General features: G+C 65.6%; 11 protein-coding genes and 1 pseudogene. 11 read left to right on the top strand and 1 reads right to left on the bottom strand.

Annotated features, from left to right (window positions below; all coding sequences use genetic code 11):
• Nucleotides 1-277: 277 nt before the first annotated feature.
• Nucleotides 278-1,525, bottom strand: coding sequence for a glycosyltransferase (locus VED21_RS13740; protein WP_324882936.1), 1,248 nt, complete (start codon nt 1,523-1,525; stop codon nt 278-280).
• Nucleotides 1,526-1,909: 384 nt separating this feature from the next.
• Between VED21_RS13740 and VED21_RS38970 the strand changes: the two are divergent.
• The 11 genes and pseudogenes from VED21_RS38970 to VED21_RS13790 all read left to right on the top strand — a co-directional run.
• Nucleotides 1,910-2,017, top strand: a pseudogene (locus VED21_RS38970) (hypothetical protein); the annotation flags it as partial.
• Nucleotides 2,018-2,098: 81 nt separating this feature from the next.
• The gene (locus VED21_RS13745) at nt 2,099-3,754 is read left to right on the top strand and encodes a hypothetical protein (RefSeq protein ID WP_324882937.1); all 1,656 of its coding nucleotides are present in this window, start codon (nt 2,099-2,101) and stop codon (nt 3,752-3,754) included.
• Nucleotides 3,755-3,795: 41 nt separating this feature from the next.
• Entirely contained in the window at nt 3,796-4,392 is a 597-nt protein-coding gene (locus VED21_RS13750) for a hypothetical protein (RefSeq protein WP_324882938.1), read from the top strand.
• Between the two features lie 265 nt (nt 4,393-4,657).
• Nucleotides 4,658-6,778: a glycosyltransferase family 2 protein gene (locus tag VED21_RS13755; protein WP_324882939.1), complete on the top strand. Its 2,121-nt coding sequence runs from the start codon at nt 4,658-4,660 to the stop codon at nt 6,776-6,778.
• A 2-nt stretch (nt 6,779-6,780) separates the two neighbouring features.
• Nucleotides 6,781-8,535, top strand: coding sequence for a type I secretion system permease/ATPase (locus VED21_RS13760; RefSeq protein WP_324882940.1), 1,755 nt, complete (start codon nt 6,781-6,783; stop codon nt 8,533-8,535).
• Complete coding sequence (locus VED21_RS13765) at nt 8,535-9,845, top strand: HlyD family type I secretion periplasmic adaptor subunit (protein ID WP_324882941.1); 1,311 nt, start codon at nt 8,535-8,537, stop codon at nt 9,843-9,845. The genes VED21_RS13760 and VED21_RS13765 overlap by 1 nt, the downstream gene beginning before the upstream one ends.
• A gap of 14 nt (nt 9,846-9,859) precedes the next feature.
• Entirely contained in the window at nt 9,860-10,621 is a 762-nt protein-coding gene (locus VED21_RS13770; protein WP_324882942.1) for a hypothetical protein, read from the top strand.
• A gap of 67 nt (nt 10,622-10,688) precedes the next feature.
• Nucleotides 10,689-11,930, top strand: a complete 1,242-nt coding sequence (locus tag VED21_RS13775) for a glycosyltransferase family 4 protein (protein ID WP_324882960.1) — start codon at nt 10,689-10,691, stop codon at nt 11,928-11,930.
• A 12-nt stretch (nt 11,931-11,942) separates the two neighbouring features.
• The gene (locus VED21_RS13780; protein WP_324882943.1) at nt 11,943-15,425 is read left to right on the top strand and encodes a glycosyltransferase; all 3,483 of its coding nucleotides are present in this window, start codon (nt 11,943-11,945) and stop codon (nt 15,423-15,425) included.
• Between the two features lie 41 nt (nt 15,426-15,466).
• Nucleotides 15,467-16,333, top strand: a complete 867-nt coding sequence (locus tag VED21_RS13785; protein ID WP_324882944.1) for a glycosyltransferase family 2 protein — start codon at nt 15,467-15,469, stop codon at nt 16,331-16,333.
• Between the two features lie 284 nt (nt 16,334-16,617).
• A complete protein-coding gene (locus tag VED21_RS13790; RefSeq protein ID WP_324882945.1) occupies nt 16,618-19,338 on the top strand; it encodes a flagellar hook-basal body complex protein in 2,721 nt (906 codons plus the stop codon).
• Nucleotides 19,339-19,384 lie beyond the last annotated feature (46 nt).

Consider the following 19,384-nt stretch of genomic DNA (forward strand, 5'->3'; position numbering starts at 1 on the left):
TGTCGGACGTCGCACGTCCGCCCCCCCGGCTCGTCTCACGAGGAACGGACTTGTCGCAGGAAAAATCGGACACGGTCGCACGGACGAACGGCCTTCGGAGCCGCAAAAACCCTGAGTCTCAAGGACGAACGGACCGTGTCAGTTTTTAAGGCGGAGGATGGGGCGCAAGCGCCCGGAACAGCCGGAGGCCGCTCATCAAGCCGGAGCGACAGCTGTGGCGGAAGTTATTCTATTGCTCGCTTCCTTTCTGTTCGAAAGCCTCGACTATCTTGGGAATTCAAGGGGTGTTGACGGCGGGACGGCGCCCCTCGGCAAGGCTGGCCGCCATGCTCAAGAAGGCCGGCAGGCAGACCGAGGCCAGATCGTAGCGTTCCAGAATGGTTTGGCGGGCGTTCGCCCCCAGGCCGTCGCGGTACGACGGGGAAGCCAGGAGTTCGATGATCGTCTCCGCGATCCGTGGGGGCGAGAAGAAATCGACAAGAAGTCCGTTGAAACCGTCGACGATCACCTCCTCGACCGGCGGCGTGGCCGATCCGACGATGGCGCATCCCGTCGCCATGGCTTCCAGCAGCGACCAGGACAGGACAAAGGGATAGGTGAGGTAGACATGCACCGATGAAACCTGGAGGACGGCCAGGAAGCGGTCATACGGTACCGACCCCAGGAAGTGCAGCCGGGCGGGATCGATCTGCCCGCCCACCTCGGCCATCATGCGGTGCCGATGGGTTTCGCCGTTCGGCAAAGGCTGGCCGTAGCTGACGCCGTCGCCGCCCACCACCACGACATGCGCGCGGAGATCGCGCCTGTGTATCTCCGGAACCGCCCTCATGAAGCTGTGGAAGCCCCGGTAAGGCTCCAGATTCCGGGCCACGTACGTGACGATCCGGTTCTCCCTCGTCAGGGAATTGGACAGGGCGGGCACGGAAAGCCCGGCATCCGGGCGCGGCTTTACCTTTTCCGTGTCCACCCCCTCGTGAGCCACGGAAATGACGTCCTGGTAGTGCGGCGGATGAAGGCTCCTTTGCCAGTGGGTCGGGCTGTGGCCCCAATCCATGGCATCCAGTCCCATCAGGAACACGGCGTTGTTGGTGCGAAGCCGGTACGCGCTGTCGGGAGGCGAAGGGAATTCGGGGTCAAACCCGACGTCGGCCTCGCCAAGGCGATAAAAGAACTCGCAATATCCAAGCAACGGAGTGTTTGGCCAGACGTCCTTTAAATAAACAGAATCACCCCAGCCCAGATGAGTCGCCATGATGTCAGGAGTGAAGCCCTGGCGGCGCAGTTCCATTGCCGCGCGCCGAACGGCATCGGCGCTGAGCACGCCGTCTTCAAAACGGTGGACATAAGGATGAGCGGAAGGAAGTGGCCGGCGGTCGGGCTGATAAACGATGGAGTGGACACCGGAAATCCGGCCTCCTCTATTTTTGGTCAGAAAGATAATTTCATTTTTTGGATCAGCCGCAATGCTTTGAATAACATGCTTGTACTGTCCAGGAAAATGGCGATGGACAAACAGGTATTTCATGAAAATTCGACCATAGCGTGGAGCGCCACCATAGCTTTGCCAATGAGATGGCATCGTCCTGGCAAACAGGCCGTTTCTGCGGAAACCTGTCCACTCCGCAAAGGCAAAATGCCGCACGCCCACAACTTTATCGAACGGTCTGGACCGGCTGCAATGCTGGAAATATTCCGTATCCGTTGACGCATTAATAGAATTTCTCGTTTTTGGTGTGGAGCGCTTTGCGGAATTTCCGTGGTTTCTGGAGACATCGGCAAACCAATTCCGTTGTTCACAACAACTCGCTTTGGAGAGCCTCGAACGACCTTTCATACGATTGCATGGCTTGCGGTTGCACCATATAACGATTGTCAGTCAGCTTAAGGCCGACCATTGGAGATTATTAATATGGCAAAAGTTACAGGTACAGCTGGTGGTGAGGCACTGTCAGGCACGCACGACAACGATACCCTGATCAGCGGCGGAGGAACAGATACCCTTACAGGTTCATTTGGCAATGATGTTATCAACTATAAAACGTCACGAACCCGCAATGCCGGTATCGCCAATGGTGGGGAAGGGTCGGACATCGTCCGCTTGAGCAACGTCGGCATGCGGCTGACGTCCATTGACATTGAGAGCGTTCTGGGCGGCAGCGGCGCCGACGATATCCGCCTGGGCCGCGCGCAGGCATCCGGCCTGATCGATCTGGGTGGCGGGGCGGACCGTCTCTCCCTCGCCAACGGCGCCAACCGGCTGACGGTGCGTCAGGTTGAAACCATCGCGGGCGGCCGTGGCACCGACCACATTCATGTGACGACCGCCATGGCGGGTGGTGTCGTCAACCTGGGGACCGGGCTCGACCGGATCGATTTCACGGCGGCAAACAACATCGCCACGGTTGCGAACGCGGAAGCCATCGTGGGCGGCGCCGGCAACGACCGCATCACCCTGGGCACCGGCATGACCGGCGAGGTCCATCTGGGGGCGGGCCGCGACACCCTGATCCTTGGAGCCGCCGCCAGGCACGTCCTGGTGGCCAGCGGCATCGAAACCGTGATCGGCAACCGGGGCCAGGACCGCATCGACTTCGGGGCGGGCAACGATACCGTCCACATCAAGAACTTCGAGGCGATCATCACCGGCGCCGGCAACGATCGCATCACCCTGGGTGCCGGCATGACCGGCGAGGTCCATCTGGGGGCGGGCCGCGGCGATACCCTGATCCTTGGCGCCGCCGCCGGCTACACCTTGATGGCCAGTGGCATCGAAACGGTGGTGGGCAACAGTGGCTCCGATGTCATTACCCTGCGGGGCGCGGTTACGGGCGGCTTCATCAACCTGGCCGGCGGCCAGGAGGACAGCCTGACGCTCGCCGCCGGCGCCAACGTTCTGACGGCCTCTGGCGTGGAATACCTCTACGGCTGGAGCGACGCCAGCGGCGACGTCATCACGCTCACCGGCGCGTCCGGTTCCCATGTCGTGGGTGGCGATGGAGACGATGCGATCTCCGCAGCCGCCGTCACCGCCGCCGTGACCCTCGACGGCGGGGCCGGTTCGGACGTGCTGGCCGGTGGCCCGGGCAATGATACGATCATCAGCGGCCGAACCGGCGCCGATACCCTGATCGGCGGCTTCGGCAACGATCTGATCGGCGATTCCGATGACGACAGCGGCGTGCTGATCTTCGCCGGCCTCGCCAGCACGGCGGGTATCGGCGGGGTTTACGCCGAAAGCCGGGATTCGACGCGAACCCAGAACCGGATACAGCCCGGCGGCGGCAACGACACGCTCGTCGCCTCCGCCGGCGAGGACTTCTTCCAATTCATCCGGAGTTTGGCCGGCACCGCTCCCATCGATGTCCATGATCACTGGACCACGTTCGGCGTCGACACGATCCATGGCTTCCGCATCGGGCAGGACCGCCTGAGCTTCTCGGACGCCACCGCGTCCGGCGGGAGTCTCGCCTACAGCCTGACCGGCGACCAGACGACCGATCCCAAGGTCGCCTTCGCCACCCCCACGGGCACATCGGCGGCCATGGCCGCCTTCTTCACCACCACGGCGGCGGGTTCCGCGTCGGCGGTGGATCAGGCCGGCGAGTGGCACTGGAACGGCGACAACGCGGACAAGCGAGGAACCCTTACCCTGGGCATGGCCGGCGACGACACGCTACGGATCGAGTTCGTGGGCATCAAGGGAACGGTCGACCTCGCGGTCCTGGCGCTGAACGACCTTCTATACAACTGGTAATCAGCTCCCCCTATGGCAAAGACACTATGGAAAGGTGATCCATGGCGACAGTCCCCAGTGGCGTGACGACGCTCTCCAGCGGAACCAGCGGCCCTCTCGATGCGGGCACGGGCCGCGCGGTTCAGGGCGAAAAGGCGCACATCGTCGGCGCCGGCGGCGCGGCCACGGATGATGACGACGGCGCGGGCGACCATTCCCTCCTGGTCTTCGGCGGCACCGGCGACGACCCCGTCGCGGGCGACACCGGGAACGACCCCGTCGCGGGCGGCGCCGGCGACGACCTCGTCATCGGCGGCACCGGGAACGACCTGCTGATCGGCGGCGCCGGGAACGACGTCATTCACGACGGTTCCGGCAATGACGTGATGGTGGGCGGCAAAGACCGCGACGTCTTCGTCATCGCCACCGGCGATGGCCACGATGTCATCACCGACTTCGCCACCGGCGATGTCCTGGAGATCGCGCACGATGTCGATGGCCTGAGCGTCGCCGCGCCGAACGATCTTGTGGCCCTGATCAACACCGACCCTTCGGGAAACGCGGTGATCTTCCTGGGGGCCGAGCATTCGATCACCCTGCTCGGCGTCAGCGCGGACGACCTCATCCGGCACATCGACGACTATATTCGCATCATTTGATGCGTCCACCCCTGGGACAACCCGGCGGAACCGCGCTCGAATTGGCCGCGTGAATCCGCGCCGGACGTGCTTCCTCGGGTGATCGGCTGACGAGAATTGTCAGGCGCGCGTTCCGTCGGTGCGGCCTTTCACGTGATTTGAGCTTATGTTGATTTCCCAGACCTTCCCCGATCACACCTCTTCCGTTTTGCGGCGATTGGGCAGGGATGTTGTCTGCTTTTGGGGGGCGCTGACCGAGGATGACCCACCCTTGGGCCGGTGTCGCGTGACGGTCGACTCCCACCCCGTGGGTCCGCCGACCCTGTTGCGTCTGCCGCGGCAGAACGGGGAAAACCATGTGCTGACGGTGGCGCGCCTGCCGGCCGACCATGACGCCCGCGATTACGATATCCGGTTGCTCACCGCGGCGGGGGCGACGATCCTGCGGGCCGGGCACCACGGGGCGGACGGCGTGCCGGTTCTGGAGCCCGAGGAGCTGGTATCCCCGCTGACGCCGGAGGGTCGACGGCGCATCTTCCGCCATTTCCTTGAAACGGTGGGGGTCCGGTTCCAGTTGCCGGCCGATCCCGATTATATCCGGCTGTGCCGACGTTTCATGGCGCTGTTGCAGCCGCGCGCTCTCCCGCTCACGCGCATGGTGTCCCTGTCGCCGGATTTCATCTTCGGCCGCGTCTCCAGCGATCGCCTGACCGGGGCGCCCGTGAGCGCCGTTCTGATCGACGAAACCGTGATCCGCCGCAACCCTCTGCGTCCCACCCGGCTCGGCCCGTCTCTCGACGGTCGGGGCGTGGAGCTGGAAGTCATTCTGGCGCGACGGAAATCACAAGGCCGGCAGAGCCATCTGCTGATCTTTGACGACCGCGCCAACCTGGAGGTCTGCACGGTCGGGTCGGGTGGCCAGGAGCTTTTGCCCTATTTGCAGTCCCTTCCCGCCGACGCGGCCATCCGGGTCCGCAACCATCTGCTGGCGAGCCTGAAGCCCTTCCTGGGCCGGGATGAAACGTTGCGCGCCGGCTTGCGGGAGGCGCTGGCGCTCTTCCCCGAAGCGCCGCGCCCCATCCTGCCCAAGGGGCGACCGCTGGGCGCCGGGATCGACGCTCTCGTCCGCACCGAGGACGGCGGCCTGTTCGCCAAGGGCTGGCGGGTGGACCCGTTGGGCCTGATGGCCGCTCTGACCCTGATATCGCCCTCCGGCACCCGGATTCCACTGGACATCAACCGTTTCCAGTGGCCGGAGCCGGAGGGCGGCGTTCCCGCCCACCCGGATCGCACGAGCTTCATCGCTCATGCCGGCCTGTCTCCCGAACCGCTCCCCGGAGGCGCGTACCGTTTCGAGGTTCGACTGCGCAGCGGAACGACGCTGATGGGGGTGACCCCGATGCCGCCGGCCGATGCCACGGCGGCGCGCGGCGCCGTGCTCGGCAGCCTGCCGGCGCAGAAGGCGCGGGGGGCGTGCATGGCCGAGGCGATCGCACCGGCGGTGGCATCCTTGCAGCGGACGCATCTGTCGGGACCGCGGGTACGCCATCAGGACGGCTGGGGTGAACCGGCGCCGCGACCACGCGTCTCGGTGGTGGTTCCCCTGTACCGGAACCTGGAATTCCTGCGCCCGCAGATGGCGGCCCTGGCCATGGACCCGGATCGCGCCGACATCGACCTGATCTATGTGCTCGATTCACCCGAGCAGGAGGAGGAGCTCGTCCACCGGCTGCGGCAGCTGTTCATCGTGTACGCCCTGCCCTTCCGCTTGCTGATCCATGGGCGCAACCACGGCTACGCCCCGGCCGTCAACACCGGCGCCGGTGCCGCGCGCGGCGACTTCCTGATGCTGCTCAATTCCGACGTGATTCCGGCGCGGGCGGGATGGTTGCCGGCCATGGTCCAGGCCGCCGAGGCGAATTTGTCCATCGGGGTGGTGGGACCGAAGCTGCTCTTCGCCGACGATTCCGTCCAGCACGCCGGGCTGTACTTCGCCCCCGACGATCGCGGTCGCTGGTACAACCGCCACTTCTTCAAAGGCTACCCGCGCGACTACAAACCGTTGAACGTGGCGCGAGAGGTTCCGGGCGTGACGGGAGCCTGCGCCCTGGTCGGACGCGCCCTGTTCGAGCGGGTGGGCGGCATCACGGAAGACTATGTCGTCGGCGACTATGAAGACTCGGACTTTTGCTTGAAAATCCGCAGGGAAGGGCGGAGCTGCTGGTATTTGCCGCAAGTGGAACTCTATCATTTCGAGCGGCAGTCCATCCAGCTGCACGAAGGGTACACAAAAACCCTGGCGTCAGAATACAACCAATGGCTTCACTCGTCCCGCTGGCTGCCGGACATGGCCGCCTTGATGGCCGGTGAGGACCGCTGGCGCGTCCCGCTGAACAGGGGCGCCTGATCATGGCGGAACCGGGGTCATCGCCGAACCGGACCGGGGCGCAAGCCCTGACGCGGACGTTGCGCCGTTGCGTTCCCGGCCTTCTTCTGGCCACCGGGATTTCCTTTTTCACCAGCCTCGCCAGCCTGCTCAGCCCCATCTACATGACGCAGGTGTTCGACCGGGTGCTGTCGAGCGGCAGCCTGAGCACGCTGGCGGCGCTGACCCTGATCGTGTTCTTCGCGATCCTGCTCAACGTTTTTCTGGAATTCATCCGCCTCGAAGTCCTGGGAATTCTCGGCAACTGGCTGTCGCGCCGCCTCAGCCTCGACGCCCTGGAAGCGATCGTCACCCGTTCGCTGCGCGACAGGGGCAACGCTGGGCAGGCCTTGCGGGACATCAACGACCTGCGTCACTTCATGGCCGGCGGCCGGGTGGTGTCGGCCATGGAGTTCTTGTGGTCGCCGTTGTTTTTCGCCGTGCTGTTCATGCTGCACCCGGCGTTCGGCGTCTTCGCCCTGGTCAGCGGCGCCGTGATGGTGGCGATCGGCGTTCTCAACGAGATCGTGACCCATCGCCCGATCACCGAGGCCAACAACGCCGCCATCCGCAGCTACAACCAGTTCGGCGCCGCCCTTCAGAACGCCGAGGTGATCGAGGCCATGGGCCTGATGGGGCGGATCGCGCGGCGCTGGCAGGCCAGCCACGACCGCACGCTGGCGGCGATCGCCCGGGGAACGCGGCGAGCCAACCTGATCACCGCCCTGTCGCGGGCCTTGCGCATGATGGTGCAGGTCGGCACCATCGGCCTGGGGGTGGTTCTGGCGCTCGACAACCTGACCACGGCCGGCAGCATCTTCGCTGCCATGATCATCATGAGCCGGGCCCTGGCGCCCTTCGAACAGCTGATCGACGGCTGGCGTCAGTGGCTTCACGCCTGGGCCGCCTATCGCCGGCTGGGCGGAACGTTCGACGGGGCCGACCTCCTCCAGCGTTCCACCATGGCGCTGCCGCGCCCGGACGGGTGCCTGGAGGCCGATCGTCTGGTCTTCGTGCCGCCCGGCCACCGCCGCGCCGTGGTGCGCGGCGTGTCGTTCCGCCTCGATCCCGGCGAAAGCCTGGGCATCCTGGGGCCGTCCGGGGCGGGCAAATCAACGCTCGCCCGCCTGATCGTCGGCCTGTGGCAGCCCACGGGCGGCGCCTTGAAGCTGGACGGCCACGAGGTCCACCTGTGGAACCGCGAGAGCTTCGGGTCCTACGTCGGCTATGTGCCGCAAAGCGTGGCGCTGTTCGAGACGACGATCCGGGAAAACATCGCCCGCTTCGCCGAGGCGGACCCCGCCGAGGTGGTCCGGGCCGCCAAGATGGCCGACGTCCACGACCTGATCGGCGGCTTGCCGCTGGGCTATGACACCGTGGTCAGCGACCGGGGCTTTTCCCTGACCGGCGGCCAGCGCCAGCGGATCGCGCTGGCCCGCGCGCTGTTCGGCAACCCCAGCCTGCTGGTTCTCGACGAGCCGGACTCCAATCTGGATGAGGCGGGCGAGGCGGCGTTGCGCCGGGCGATCGAAACGGCGACGGCGGAAAACCGGATGGTGGTGGTGGTCACCCACCGGCGTTCCCTCCTGGCGGCGCTCGACAAGCTGCTGGTGCTCAAGGACGGCGCCCTGACCGCCTACGGCCGGCGAGAGGAGATCCTGGCGTCGCTGACGGGCGGGAACAGCGGCACGAAGACGCCGGTCGGCCTGGTGTCCCGGCCGCGCGCGGGTGAGCGGTGATGACCGTGCCGCCGACGATCGAGGACCGGCCGCGCCTGGGAAGAGTGCTGAGCTGGCTTCTGGGCCTCTGCCTTGCCGCCATGGCCGGCTTCGGCGCGTGGGCGACGCTGATGCCGCTGAACAGCGCCATCATCGTCCGCGGGACCCTCCAGGTGGAAACCCACCGCAAGAGCATCCAGGTGCTGGACACCGCCTCCATCAAGACGATCCTCGTCAAGGAAGGCGATCGGGTCGAGGCCGGTCAACCCCTCATCGCGATGGACGACACGCAAGCCCGCGCCGCGCGCGCCGTCCTCCAGAGCCAGCTCGACGCCACCCTGGCCCGCCGGGCGCGGCTGCACGCCGAGCGGGAAGGGGAGGACACCATCGCCTTTCCGGACGACCTGCGGTTTCGCCCGGACAGCCCCGACGTGGCACTCCTCCTGCACCAACAGCGCGAGCAGCTCCTGGCCCGCCGCGCCGCGCACCAGGGCAAGATCGCCCTGCTGGGCAAGCAGGCGGCGCAGACCGGCGAGGAGATCGAGGCCTTCAAAAGCGAAATCACGGGAACCCGATCCCAGCTTCAGTACACCCGCGAGGAGATGGCGGCCGTCAAGGAGCTGCTGGACAAAGGCCTGGAGCGCCGGCCGCGCTATCTCTCCTTGCAACGGACGGCGGCCGGACTGGAGGGCGACCTGGGACGCCTCGCGGCCTCGCTCGCCCGCTCCCAACGCGGCATCGAGAGCGCCCAGCTCCAGATCATCGACCTGGAGAACCAGCGGTCCCGGGAAATCGCCGACGAGCTGGAAACCGTGGACAAGGAGTTGGCGGACCTTCGGCAAAGGCTGGTCGCGGCGGAGGATGTCCTGCGCCGCGCCACCGTCACCGCTCCCGAAAGCGGCGTCGTCGTCGATCTCAAGGTCTTCACCAAGGGGGGCGTGGTGCGCTCCGGCGAAACGATCATGGAACTGGTCCCCCAACAGGACGACCTGCTGATCGACGTCCGCGTCCAGCCGCAGGACATCGATGTCGTACACGCCGGCCTGCCGGCCGAGGTGGCTCTCACCGCCTTCAACCGGCGCAAGATGCCCCCTCTGTATGGGGAGGTCGTGCGGATTTCGGCCGACCAGCTGGTCGACGCCGCGACGAGTGAAGCCTACTACAGCGCCCGGATTCGCCTGAAGGCGGATTCCCGTGCCGCCATCCGGCACCTGAAGCTTTCTCCGGGCATGCCCGCGGATGTGATGATCGTTGTCGGGGAGCGCACCGCCCTCGACTACCTGATCTCTCCCATCACCGACGGGCTGCACCGGGCGATGCGCGAACCTTGATCGGTAAAACCGCCATGCCCGACATCATGGAAGAAGATCGCCGTCAGTCTCTCGAAGACAGCGGGTCCGGGCCGCAACCGGGGGCTTGCGGCTTCATCGATGCCATCGAGTCCGGCCGTGTCTACGGGTGGGCCTGGAATCCCGGCGACCCTTCGCGGATTCTGGAGGTCGATCTCTATCGCGGCGACCGGCTCATCGGGACCGAGACGGCCAACCGCTTTCGCGGCGATCTTCTGGACCTGGGCATCGGCGACGGCCGCCACGCCTTCGTGTTCGACCTGCCCGCCGAGCTGAGGGCGGCGCCCCCTCTTGAATTCAGCGCCTGTTTCCGGGGCACCACCCTACCGCTGGCGCGCGGCGCGCGGGTCTGCGCGCCCGCTCCCGCCGACGGGGCCGACGGCTTGCGGACCGATAAGGAAAAGCAATCGGCGGCCCTGCGACACCGGGTCGAGCAGACGGAGCGAAGCCTCGTCGAAACCATGGACCTGCTGTCGCTTCTGCATCGGGAGGCCGGCGCCCTGCGCACCGGGGTGGCAACGGCAAGCCGGGATGTCGAGGAGGTGAAACGATCCCTGGCGACGGCCGAGCGCTTCCTCCTCCGCTTCGATGAGTTTATGAAAAACCAGATTGAACTCGGGGAAACCGACGCAAGAGAGGGCCGCTGTCTTCGGCATAAGGATTTCGCCTTCAGACTGATCGCGGTCTTCTCCACCGTCGGCTTCGTCGGCGCCATGGTCGGACTGGTGACGATGGTCGCCCGCCTGTTCAGCGGCTGAACGGCGCGAATGCGGAAAAACCGGCATGCCCCCGCGATGCCGCGTATTGGGTTGAGAGATGAAGCCGATGCGAATCCTGTACGTTTGCCATAACGACCCCCGGCTCCACGCCGGCGGGACCGAAATTTTCGCGCGGGAATTGATGCGGGCCGTCGCACGCCGGCCGGGAGTGGCGACCTTCTTCATCGGCGGGGTCGACCCGCTTCACCGGCTTCGTCAGGCGGGAACGGTCTTCCAGACGGTGGATCGCGGCGCGAACGACATGCTGTTGTGGGCCGGTCACTTCGACCCGTTCTTCATGCAACAGGCCGACGTCTTCGGTGTGTTCACCGAGTTCGCCGAATTCCTGAAGGAATTCGAGCCGGACGTGGTCCACTTCCATCATCTGCTGCTGATCGGCGTCGAGGCCATCGCCCTGGTCCGGCGCCTGTTGCCCAAGGCCAGGATCGTCGTCACGCTGCACGATTACTATCCGCTGTGCCATCACAACGGCATCATGCTCAAGGTGCCGGAGCTTGACCTGTGCGACCGCCCGACGCCGGGCGCTTGCGCCAGATGCTTTCCCGACATCCCGATGAACGCCTTCCGCCTGCGCGAGATCAACCTCAAGACTCACCTGTCGGCGGTTGACCGCTTCGTCGCCCCCAGCCGGTTCCTGCGCGACCGTTATGTCGCCTGGGGGATCGATCCCGACCGCGTCACGGTGATCCGCAACGGCCGAGCCCTGCCGCCGCCGGTCCCGCCGCGCGCCCTGCCGTCGGGCGGACGCCGCGACGCCTTCGCCGTGTTCGGCAACGTCAGCCCCTTCAAGGGTACCCGCGTCGCCGTCGAGGCGGCACGGCTTTTGATGGAAAGCGGTGAGACGGACTTCACCCTGACCATCCACGGCGGCCTGGATTTCCAGGCGGACTCCTTCCGGCAGGGCTTCCTGGACGACGTCGCCGCGGCGCGGCGGGTCGTGCGCCATGGCGGCAAATACACCGCCGATCAGGTGCCGCGACTGATCCGCGACGTGGACTGGGTGATCATCCCGTCGATCTGGTGGGAAAACGCGCCTTTGGTGATCCAGGAAGCTTTCCATCATGGGCGGCCGGTGCTGTGCGGCGACATCGGCGGCATGGCCGAAAGCGTGCGCGACGGCGTCGATGGCCTGCATTTCGCGCGCGGCAATCCCGACAGCCTGAGGGCCGTCCTGAAGCGGGGGCTGACCGAGCCCGGTCTGTGGGAGCGATTGGCGGGAGCGATCGCGCCGGTGGTGGGCATCGACGAGTGCGCCGATGGCTACTGGCCTCTCTACACGGCATCTTGAAGGATACGTACAATGGAATCCGTGCTTGATCTGGCCAAATCTCGCGAACATCCCATTTGCGTGCGCGTGATTTTCCCAGATTTTGCAAAAGAGCTTTCCGGCTCCATTGAGATTGAAGGAGACCACCAGGAGCTTTTCATCGAAATCCTGGCGCGCGGAATTGTCTTGGGAAAGGCTGAATGCAAGGCGGTCGAACCGCGGGGCGATGGAACGGGGGGGGAGCCCTCGTTCAACGCCCTGTTCCAGGTCCCCGCCTGGGCGTTGCCGCTCAAGGCCGACGACATTGTGATCGGCCTTCCCAAAAGCAACGCCGGAACGGGCAACATACGGTCGGTCACGGTCAAGCCCACGGATTCGGATGCCGCTTCCGGGCTTCCCCGGCCTGTCCCGGCCGGAGAGGCTTCCGACCCGCCGCGGCCGGCATCTTCCCGCAAGCGCGCCCGGAAAAAGACCTCTCTCTCGAAGGGAGCCAGGAAAATTCCCGGCCAGTTGGATGGCTTTTCCTCCACGGGAGCGATCTCCGGTTGGGCTTTCTCGGACTTGGCGCCGGTTACCGTCGATATCCGCGTCGACGGTTCGCCAGTCTTGACGGTGATCGCGGACACGTTTCGCCGCGACCTCGAGGAAGCGGGATACGGCAACGGCCGCTGTTCCTTCGAGGCATACCTGCCGGCCCGGTTTTGTGACGGCCGGGAGCATGAGATATCGATCGCCTGTTCCGAAGCGGCCGTGTCCATCGGGCCGGCGTTGCGGGTTTGCATCCCGCCCCTGCGCTTCGCCGTCGACACGGTGACCGGCACCGGCCTGATCATGGGCTGGATATGCGCCAACGCCACCGACACCCCGTATTCGCTCATCCTTACCATCGACGGCGATCACCGGGAGGAGGTGACGTCCAGGCACATCCGCCCCGACCTGGCGGCGATCGGCCTGCCAAGCGGCTCCCACGGGTTCACCGCCCAGGCGCCGGAACGATTCCTCGACGACTTGCCGCATCGCGTGGAACTCACCGCGGAAAATGGCGAAGACCGCGTAGCGCTCCTGGATCGGGAAATCGTCCTCCATCACCCCGTCCGGCTGCTTGGCTGGCCCTACAGGGGCGGTGCAGGAAAGGCTTTTCCGCGGTCAATGCCGGATGGCCGCCCATGGCCCCGGATTTCGATCGTCACCCCCTCCTTCAACCAGGGCGCCTTCATCGAGGAGACGATCCTGTCCGTCCTGCGGCAGGACTATCCCAGCTATGAGCACATCGTGATCGACGGCGGGTCCACCGACGACACCCTGAAGGTGCTCGACGCCTACCGCGATCGCCTGGCCCATCTGGTGTCCGAGCCGGACAAAGGGCAGAGCAACGCGATCAACAAGGGGTTCCGGCTCGCCACCGGCACCATTCTCACATGGCTGAACAGCGACGACATGCTGGCCCCCGGCGCCTTGTACGCCGCCGCCCTGGCCTTCGCTGAAGGCGATGCCGACATGATCGCCGGCATCTGTCAGGTGCAGCGCGGCGGCGTCATCAGGCATGAGCACCTGACCGCGTGCGACAACGGCGTGTTGCCCATCGACGACCTGCTCGACATGGAAAATTGCTGGCTCAAGGGGCAATTCTTCTACCAGCCCGAGGTCATGTTCACGAGAGAGCTCTTCGAAAAAGCGGGCGGTTACATCGACGAAACCCTCTACTACTCGATGGACTACGATCTCTGGGTGCGGTTTGCCGCCCAGAAGGCGCGTTTGCGGGTCGTCGGGCGGCCGATCGCCATTTTCCGGGAGCATGGGCAGCAAAAAACCGCGTGCTCCTCCTACAAGGGCGAACTGCAAGAATGGGCCGAGGCGCTGCGCCGGACATACGAGAGGCCGCCGCCGCGCCCGGTGCTCCGGACGGCGAACGCGCCGCTTCGGCTGGCGTTCTTTAACGACGTCGCGTTCAACGGCGGGGCCGGGATCGCCCATCGACGCCTTGCCGAAGCCTGCCGCCTTGCCGGACACGAGGTCTTGCCGGTCGCGATGAACGACCGGACCTATTCGCGCATCGCCTTTGCGGAAGCGGCCTCTTGCGTGGAAACCATCGCAAACTTCGCACCCGACCTCATCGTCGTCGGCAACATCCATTGCGCCCAGCCCGACAGCGCGATCTTATGGCCGCTGACCAGCATCGCGCCGATTCTCGCCGTCATGCACGACCAGTGGTGGATCACCGGGCGTTGCGCCTACACGAAGCGATGCGCCGCCTTTGTCGAGGGCTGCAAGGACGACTGCTCCACCCCGACGGAATACCCGCCGCTTACCCCGTCGAAGATCGCCGCCGCCTGGCGGCAAAAGCGCGATTTCTTCGCCTTGCCCAACGTCCACGCGGGAAGCGGCAGCCTTTGGCTCGCCGAGTTCGCGGCGCGGCACCTGTCCCCCTCCAGACCGGCTTGGACTGAGGATTTTTGCTTCGGCTACGGTCTCGACACGCAGGCCTTCATGCCCGGCGATCGCGTGTGGCTCCGCCGGCGGCTCGGGCTTCCGGAGCACGCCTTCATCGTGTTGATGGCGGCCTACGCTTTCTCCGACGAGCGCAAGGGCATGAAATACCTGCACGAGGCGCTCGACATCGTCGGCCGCCATCGGGTGCAGATCGTATGCGTCGGCTATCAGCATGCGGTGCCCCCGGCCTTGCTGGCGGAACTGGAGGGCAAGGTCATCTTCACGGGCATCTTGCAGGAGGATCGGATGCCCGACTATCTCGCGGCGGCCGACCTGCTCGTCGGCCCCAGCCTGGAAGAGGCGTTCGGGCAGGTCTTCATCGAAGCCGCGGCCTGCGGAACCCCCGCCATCGCTTTTCGAACCGGCGGCGTTCCCCAGGCGATCGAAGACGGCGTCACGGGCATTCTCGTCGATACCATCGACGCCGCAGCGCTCGCCGCCAGCATCAACCGCGCCCTGCGCGACCAGGATCTGCAACAGACCGTGGCGACGGTCGGGCGCCTGCGCATCGAGGCCCATTTCAGCCTCGAAGCGCTCTACCACCGATTTTACCATTTCCTGGAGCGCCGGGGGATACTCAAGGAACCGCTTCCCCGCAAGATCTCGTTCGATCGCGCCGCCCCGCCCCTGCCCGCCCCCGTGATGCCCGACATCGACCATCAGCGCTGGCGCCCGGTGGGCGGCATCCACGAGCGGCTGGCCCCGGCTCATTCCTCGATCCTGCCGCCGATCTACTGGTGGCTGTCGGAAGAAGGCAAGATCGAGTTCGCATCGCCCCCGCCCGGCAAACGGACGGTCCGGCTTGTTCTGCGAAACTGGTTGGCGGATCAGGTTCTGACGGTTTCGCAAGACGGTCGGGAGATCGGCCGGTTCTCCGTGCCGGTCGCCCATGAGCACGCGCCCACATCCGAAGCGGTCCTTGAATTCCAGTGCGCCGGATCGCGCCTGACGTTGCGGGCCTCGCGATGGGCCCTTGAAGGTGAAAACCGCTTATCCATTCTCCTGTTGAAAATGTTGCTTTCATAGAATGGCCTAAATATCCGGCATGATACTATAGGGAGGATCTCGTGAAGTTCACCATTGTCACTCCATCATTTAATCACGGCTCTTATTTTCGAACGGCAATCGAATCGGTCCTCAGCCAAAACTACACTGCCGTTGATTATATCGTGATGGATGGCGGATCGACCGATGGTTCGGCCGAGATCATCAAGGAATACGCCGGCCGGCTGCACGGCTGGCGGAGCGCGCCGGACGGCGGGCAGTATGCCGCCGTGCAGGAGGGCTTCGGCCTGTCCGACGGCGAGATCATGGGCTGGCTCAACGCCGACGACTTCTACCTGCCCTGGACGTTCCGTCTCGTGGCCCGGATCTTCGATCAATTCCCGGAGATCGAGTGGATCACGTCGCGCTTCGCCATGGTTTGCGACGCCTTCGGCATCGTCCACAGCTGCCATCCCATGCCGGGCTTCAACAAGGACGACTTCGCGAAAGGCGAGAACCTGGGAGGGCTCGGCCTGCCGAGCACGGGGTACATCCAGCAGGAAGCCACCTTCTGGCGCCGCCGTCTTTGGGACGCGGCGGGCGCGTCGTTCGACAAGGGCCTCTCCCTCGCGGCCGACTTCGAGCTGTGGTCGCGGTTCTTCGATCTCGCTCCGCTGGTCGCCGTGGACGCGCCGCTCGCCGTGTTCCGCCGCCACGACCGCCAACGATCCCAAGAGCAATCGCAGGCCTACCTCGCCGAGGCGCGGAGCGTCCTTGAAAGGAAAGGGAAAATCGACTGGGACGTGCGCAGCGCGAAGGTGCGTGTCCTGGCCAAAAGCTCTTTTCCCCCGGAGATGAGGCAACTGGGCATTTCGCTGGGCCTTTTCCAGCCGTCAAAGCGCCTCGTGTACGATCCGGAGGAAGGCAAATTCAACGTGGTCAGCTACTGATCCGGCGGGATTGCGGCTTATCGTCACACCGCACGCCTCCCGGCGCCCCTGATACCAAAGGCGATTGATGGAAGCCGTGAACCCTGTCCGGCATGGCCGGGCCGGTGTTCCGCCCTCCCTGGGAAAATCTGACCCGGGCACCCGGCAAAAACCCCCATCCCGGGCACCATGAGCCTCGGATAATATTGCCTTTTTTCAATGACTTAGCCGATAGCGCCGAGTGGCCCGAAGTTTGCAAGCCATCCTGACCAAAGAATGGTTTTGCCTGGTGGAGACCCGGTAACATGAGCATCTTCGGCGCAATGGCCACGGCCGTCCTCGGGTTGAACGCGCAATCGCGTTCGCTCGGCCACATCTCCGACAACATCGCCAATGCGCAGACCGTGGGCTACAAGCGGGTCGACACCAGCTTCCAGACCATGGTCTTGCAATCGAGCAGCCATATCCACTCACCGGGCGGTGTCGTCGCGGCTCCCAGCTTCACCAACAACATCCAGGGCAACTTTTCCCAGGTCCAAAACGCGACCAACATGGCCATCCAGGGCCAGGGCTTCTTCGCCGTCTCGGCGGCGGAGCCGCCGGCGTCCGCGGCGATCGGGGCGTCCAGCATCGAGGAAAGCAGCGCCACCACGGTCTATACCCGCACCGGCGACTTCGACCTGAGCCGCGACCGCTATCTCGTCAACAGCGCCGGCTTCGCGCTCAACGGCTTCTCCATCGATCCGGTGACCAAGGGCGAGGACACCACGCTGCGGCCGATCCGGGTGTCGTCGCTGGGTGAAAACCCGGTGCCGACCGCCAAGATCGATCTGCGCGTCAACCTGCCGGCCACCCCCGACCTCGACCGTCCGCTGGCCCCCACGCCGATCCAGATCTACGACGCCCAGGGCGCGCCGCGCACCATCAACCTGAAGTGGCGCCAGCAGTCGGCCAACGATTGGCGCCTGGACGTCGACACGCCGGACAGCACCGTCGAGCCGATTCAGGGCACCTTCCCGGGCTTCGCCGTCGGCGCCACGCCGGGTCCGGTGACGCAAGGCCAGGAGCCGCGCGCCCAGGTCGATACCCACACCTTCTCCGGCTCCAACATCAAAGTCGGCGACACCTACGCGGTGACGGTGGAAGGCAAGCCGTTCTCGATCCAGGTGACGGCCGCCAACATCGGCGGGCTGGCCAACTTCAACGGTGTGGCCGCGGCGCTGGCCGACAAGATCAACTCGGCCGTGCCGCCGACCGGCGTCACCGCCTCCACCGAGCCGGGCGGCCGGTTGGAGCTGACCTCGACCCGGCCCGGCACGCGGTTCGCCTCCACCGCCAAGGTGGAGAACTCGATCCCGTTCACCAACACCGTGGGCTCGGCGTTCCTGCAACAGACCGCCACCTCGACGCTGCCGCAGATCAGCTCGCTGACCTTCTCGGGGCCGGGCATCGACGTCGGCGACGTCTTCAAGATCAGCGCCCCCGACCCCACCGTCGCCGGCGGCGTGCGCGAGTACACGCTGACCATCACCACCGCCAACATCGAAGGCCTGGGCGACATCAACGGCGTGGTCCAGCGCATGGCCGACAAGATCAACGCCAACACCGCCACGCCGGTGATCGCCACCGCCAGCGGCAGCTTGCTGAGCCTCACCGGCAAGGCCTTCGCCACGCCGTTCACGACCCCGGTGGCCAGCGTCTCCAACGGTTCGGCCACGCCCAACACCACGGCCAAGTCCACCTTGCCCACCAACGTCGCCGGCGTGCGCCAGCGCCAGACCATCTCGCTGACCGGCACCATGGGCGACGTGGGCGCCATCTACGCCGTCAACCTCAAGAGCCCGACCTACTTCACCGGCACCATCGACCTGACCGGCACCGGCACCCAGGCGGCGACCTCGACCCAGCCGCAGATCAGCCACGTCAGCTTCGCCGGCCCCAACATCTCGATTGGCGACACCTACCAGTTCCAGGTGGACGGCACCAAGTACTCGATCCTGGTGACCGAGGACAACGCCAGCGAGCTGAACGACATCAACGGCGTGATGCTGGCGTTGCGCGACAAGATCAACAACGACGGCGGCGCCTCGGTGACGGCGGTGGCCTCGGGCAACCAGCTGACGCTGACCGGCAAGACGGTCAGCCGCACCATCGAGGTCGAGCCGGGCTCGACGCCGACCGCCTTCAACCGCACCATCGAATACCGCACCACCGGCGAGGAGATGTCGCTGAACGACATTTCCTCGCGCATAGCGACGATGGTCAACGCCCTGGGCATCCCGGTGACGGCGGCGTCGGTGGGCGGCGTGCTGACGCTGTCCTCGACCGCCGACGGCGGCCAGTTCGTCTCCACGCCCACGGCCACCTCCGGCTCGACCCCGGCCCACATCGGCCTGTCGTTCGGCGGCACCGATCCGCTGACCGGCGTGATCTCGCCGCCGGGCACGCTGACCCGCATCGACACCGCGCGCGTCGGCAACGGCACCGCCACCACCCCGGTGCGCCGTGAGCCGGGCGCCCCCGCCAACCTCAGCTTCCGCGTCAACTACGGCTTCGGCGACCAGGAGATCACGCTGAACCTCGGCCACTTCCAGGAGGCCGACGGCCTGACCCAGTTCGAGGGCAACGTGGTGTCGGTTTCCCAGGCCACCGCCGACGGCAGCCCGCGCGGCAACTTCAAGGACGTGCAGATCACCGACGGCGGCTATGTGGTGGTGAACTTCGACAACGGCACCAGCCGCGAGGTCGCCCGCATCCCGGTGATCATGTTCAACAACCCCAACGGACTGAAGCGGGAGTCGGGCGGCGTCTTCTCCGAAACCATCGAGTCCGGCGACCCGCTGGCCAAGTACACCGGCATCGAAGGGGCGGGCAACATCAAGGTCAACAGCCTGGAGAACTCCAACGTCGATATCGCCGACGAGTTCACCAAGCTGATCGTCACCCAGCGCACCTACTCGGCCAACACCAAGATCGTCACCACGTCGGACGAGATGCTGCAGGAGATCATCAGCCTGAAGCGCTGATGATCCCTTGAAGCCCCCCTCCTCCCCCTGAAGAAGCGAAAGGCAG

Source organism: Azospirillum sp. (assembly GCF_035627195.1).
Classification (GTDB): domain Bacteria; phylum Pseudomonadota; class Alphaproteobacteria; order Azospirillales; family Azospirillaceae; genus Azospirillum.

Excerpts from the sequence above, each read along its gene's own strand:
- VED21_RS13770 (WP_324882942.1), top strand. The coding sequence starts at position 9,860 with ATGCCCGACATCATGGAAGAAGATCGCCGTCAGTCTCTCGAAGACAGC.
- VED21_RS13775 (WP_324882960.1), top strand. The coding sequence starts at position 10,689 with ATGCGAATCCTGTACGTTTGCCATAACGACCCCCGGCTCCACGCCGGC.
- VED21_RS13740 (WP_324882936.1), bottom strand. The coding sequence starts at position 1,525 with ATGAAATACCTGTTTGTCCATCGCCATTTTCCTGGACAGTACAAGCAT.
- VED21_RS13765 (WP_324882941.1), top strand. The coding sequence starts at position 8,535 with ATGACCGTGCCGCCGACGATCGAGGACCGGCCGCGCCTGGGAAGAGTG.
- VED21_RS13780 (WP_324882943.1), top strand. The coding sequence starts at position 11,943 with ATGGAATCCGTGCTTGATCTGGCCAAATCTCGCGAACATCCCATTTGC.
- VED21_RS13750 (WP_324882938.1), top strand. The coding sequence starts at position 3,796 with ATGGCGACAGTCCCCAGTGGCGTGACGACGCTCTCCAGCGGAACCAGC.
- VED21_RS13790 (WP_324882945.1), top strand. The coding sequence starts at position 16,618 with ATGAGCATCTTCGGCGCAATGGCCACGGCCGTCCTCGGGTTGAACGCG.
- VED21_RS13760 (WP_324882940.1), top strand. The coding sequence starts at position 6,781 with ATGGCGGAACCGGGGTCATCGCCGAACCGGACCGGGGCGCAAGCCCTG.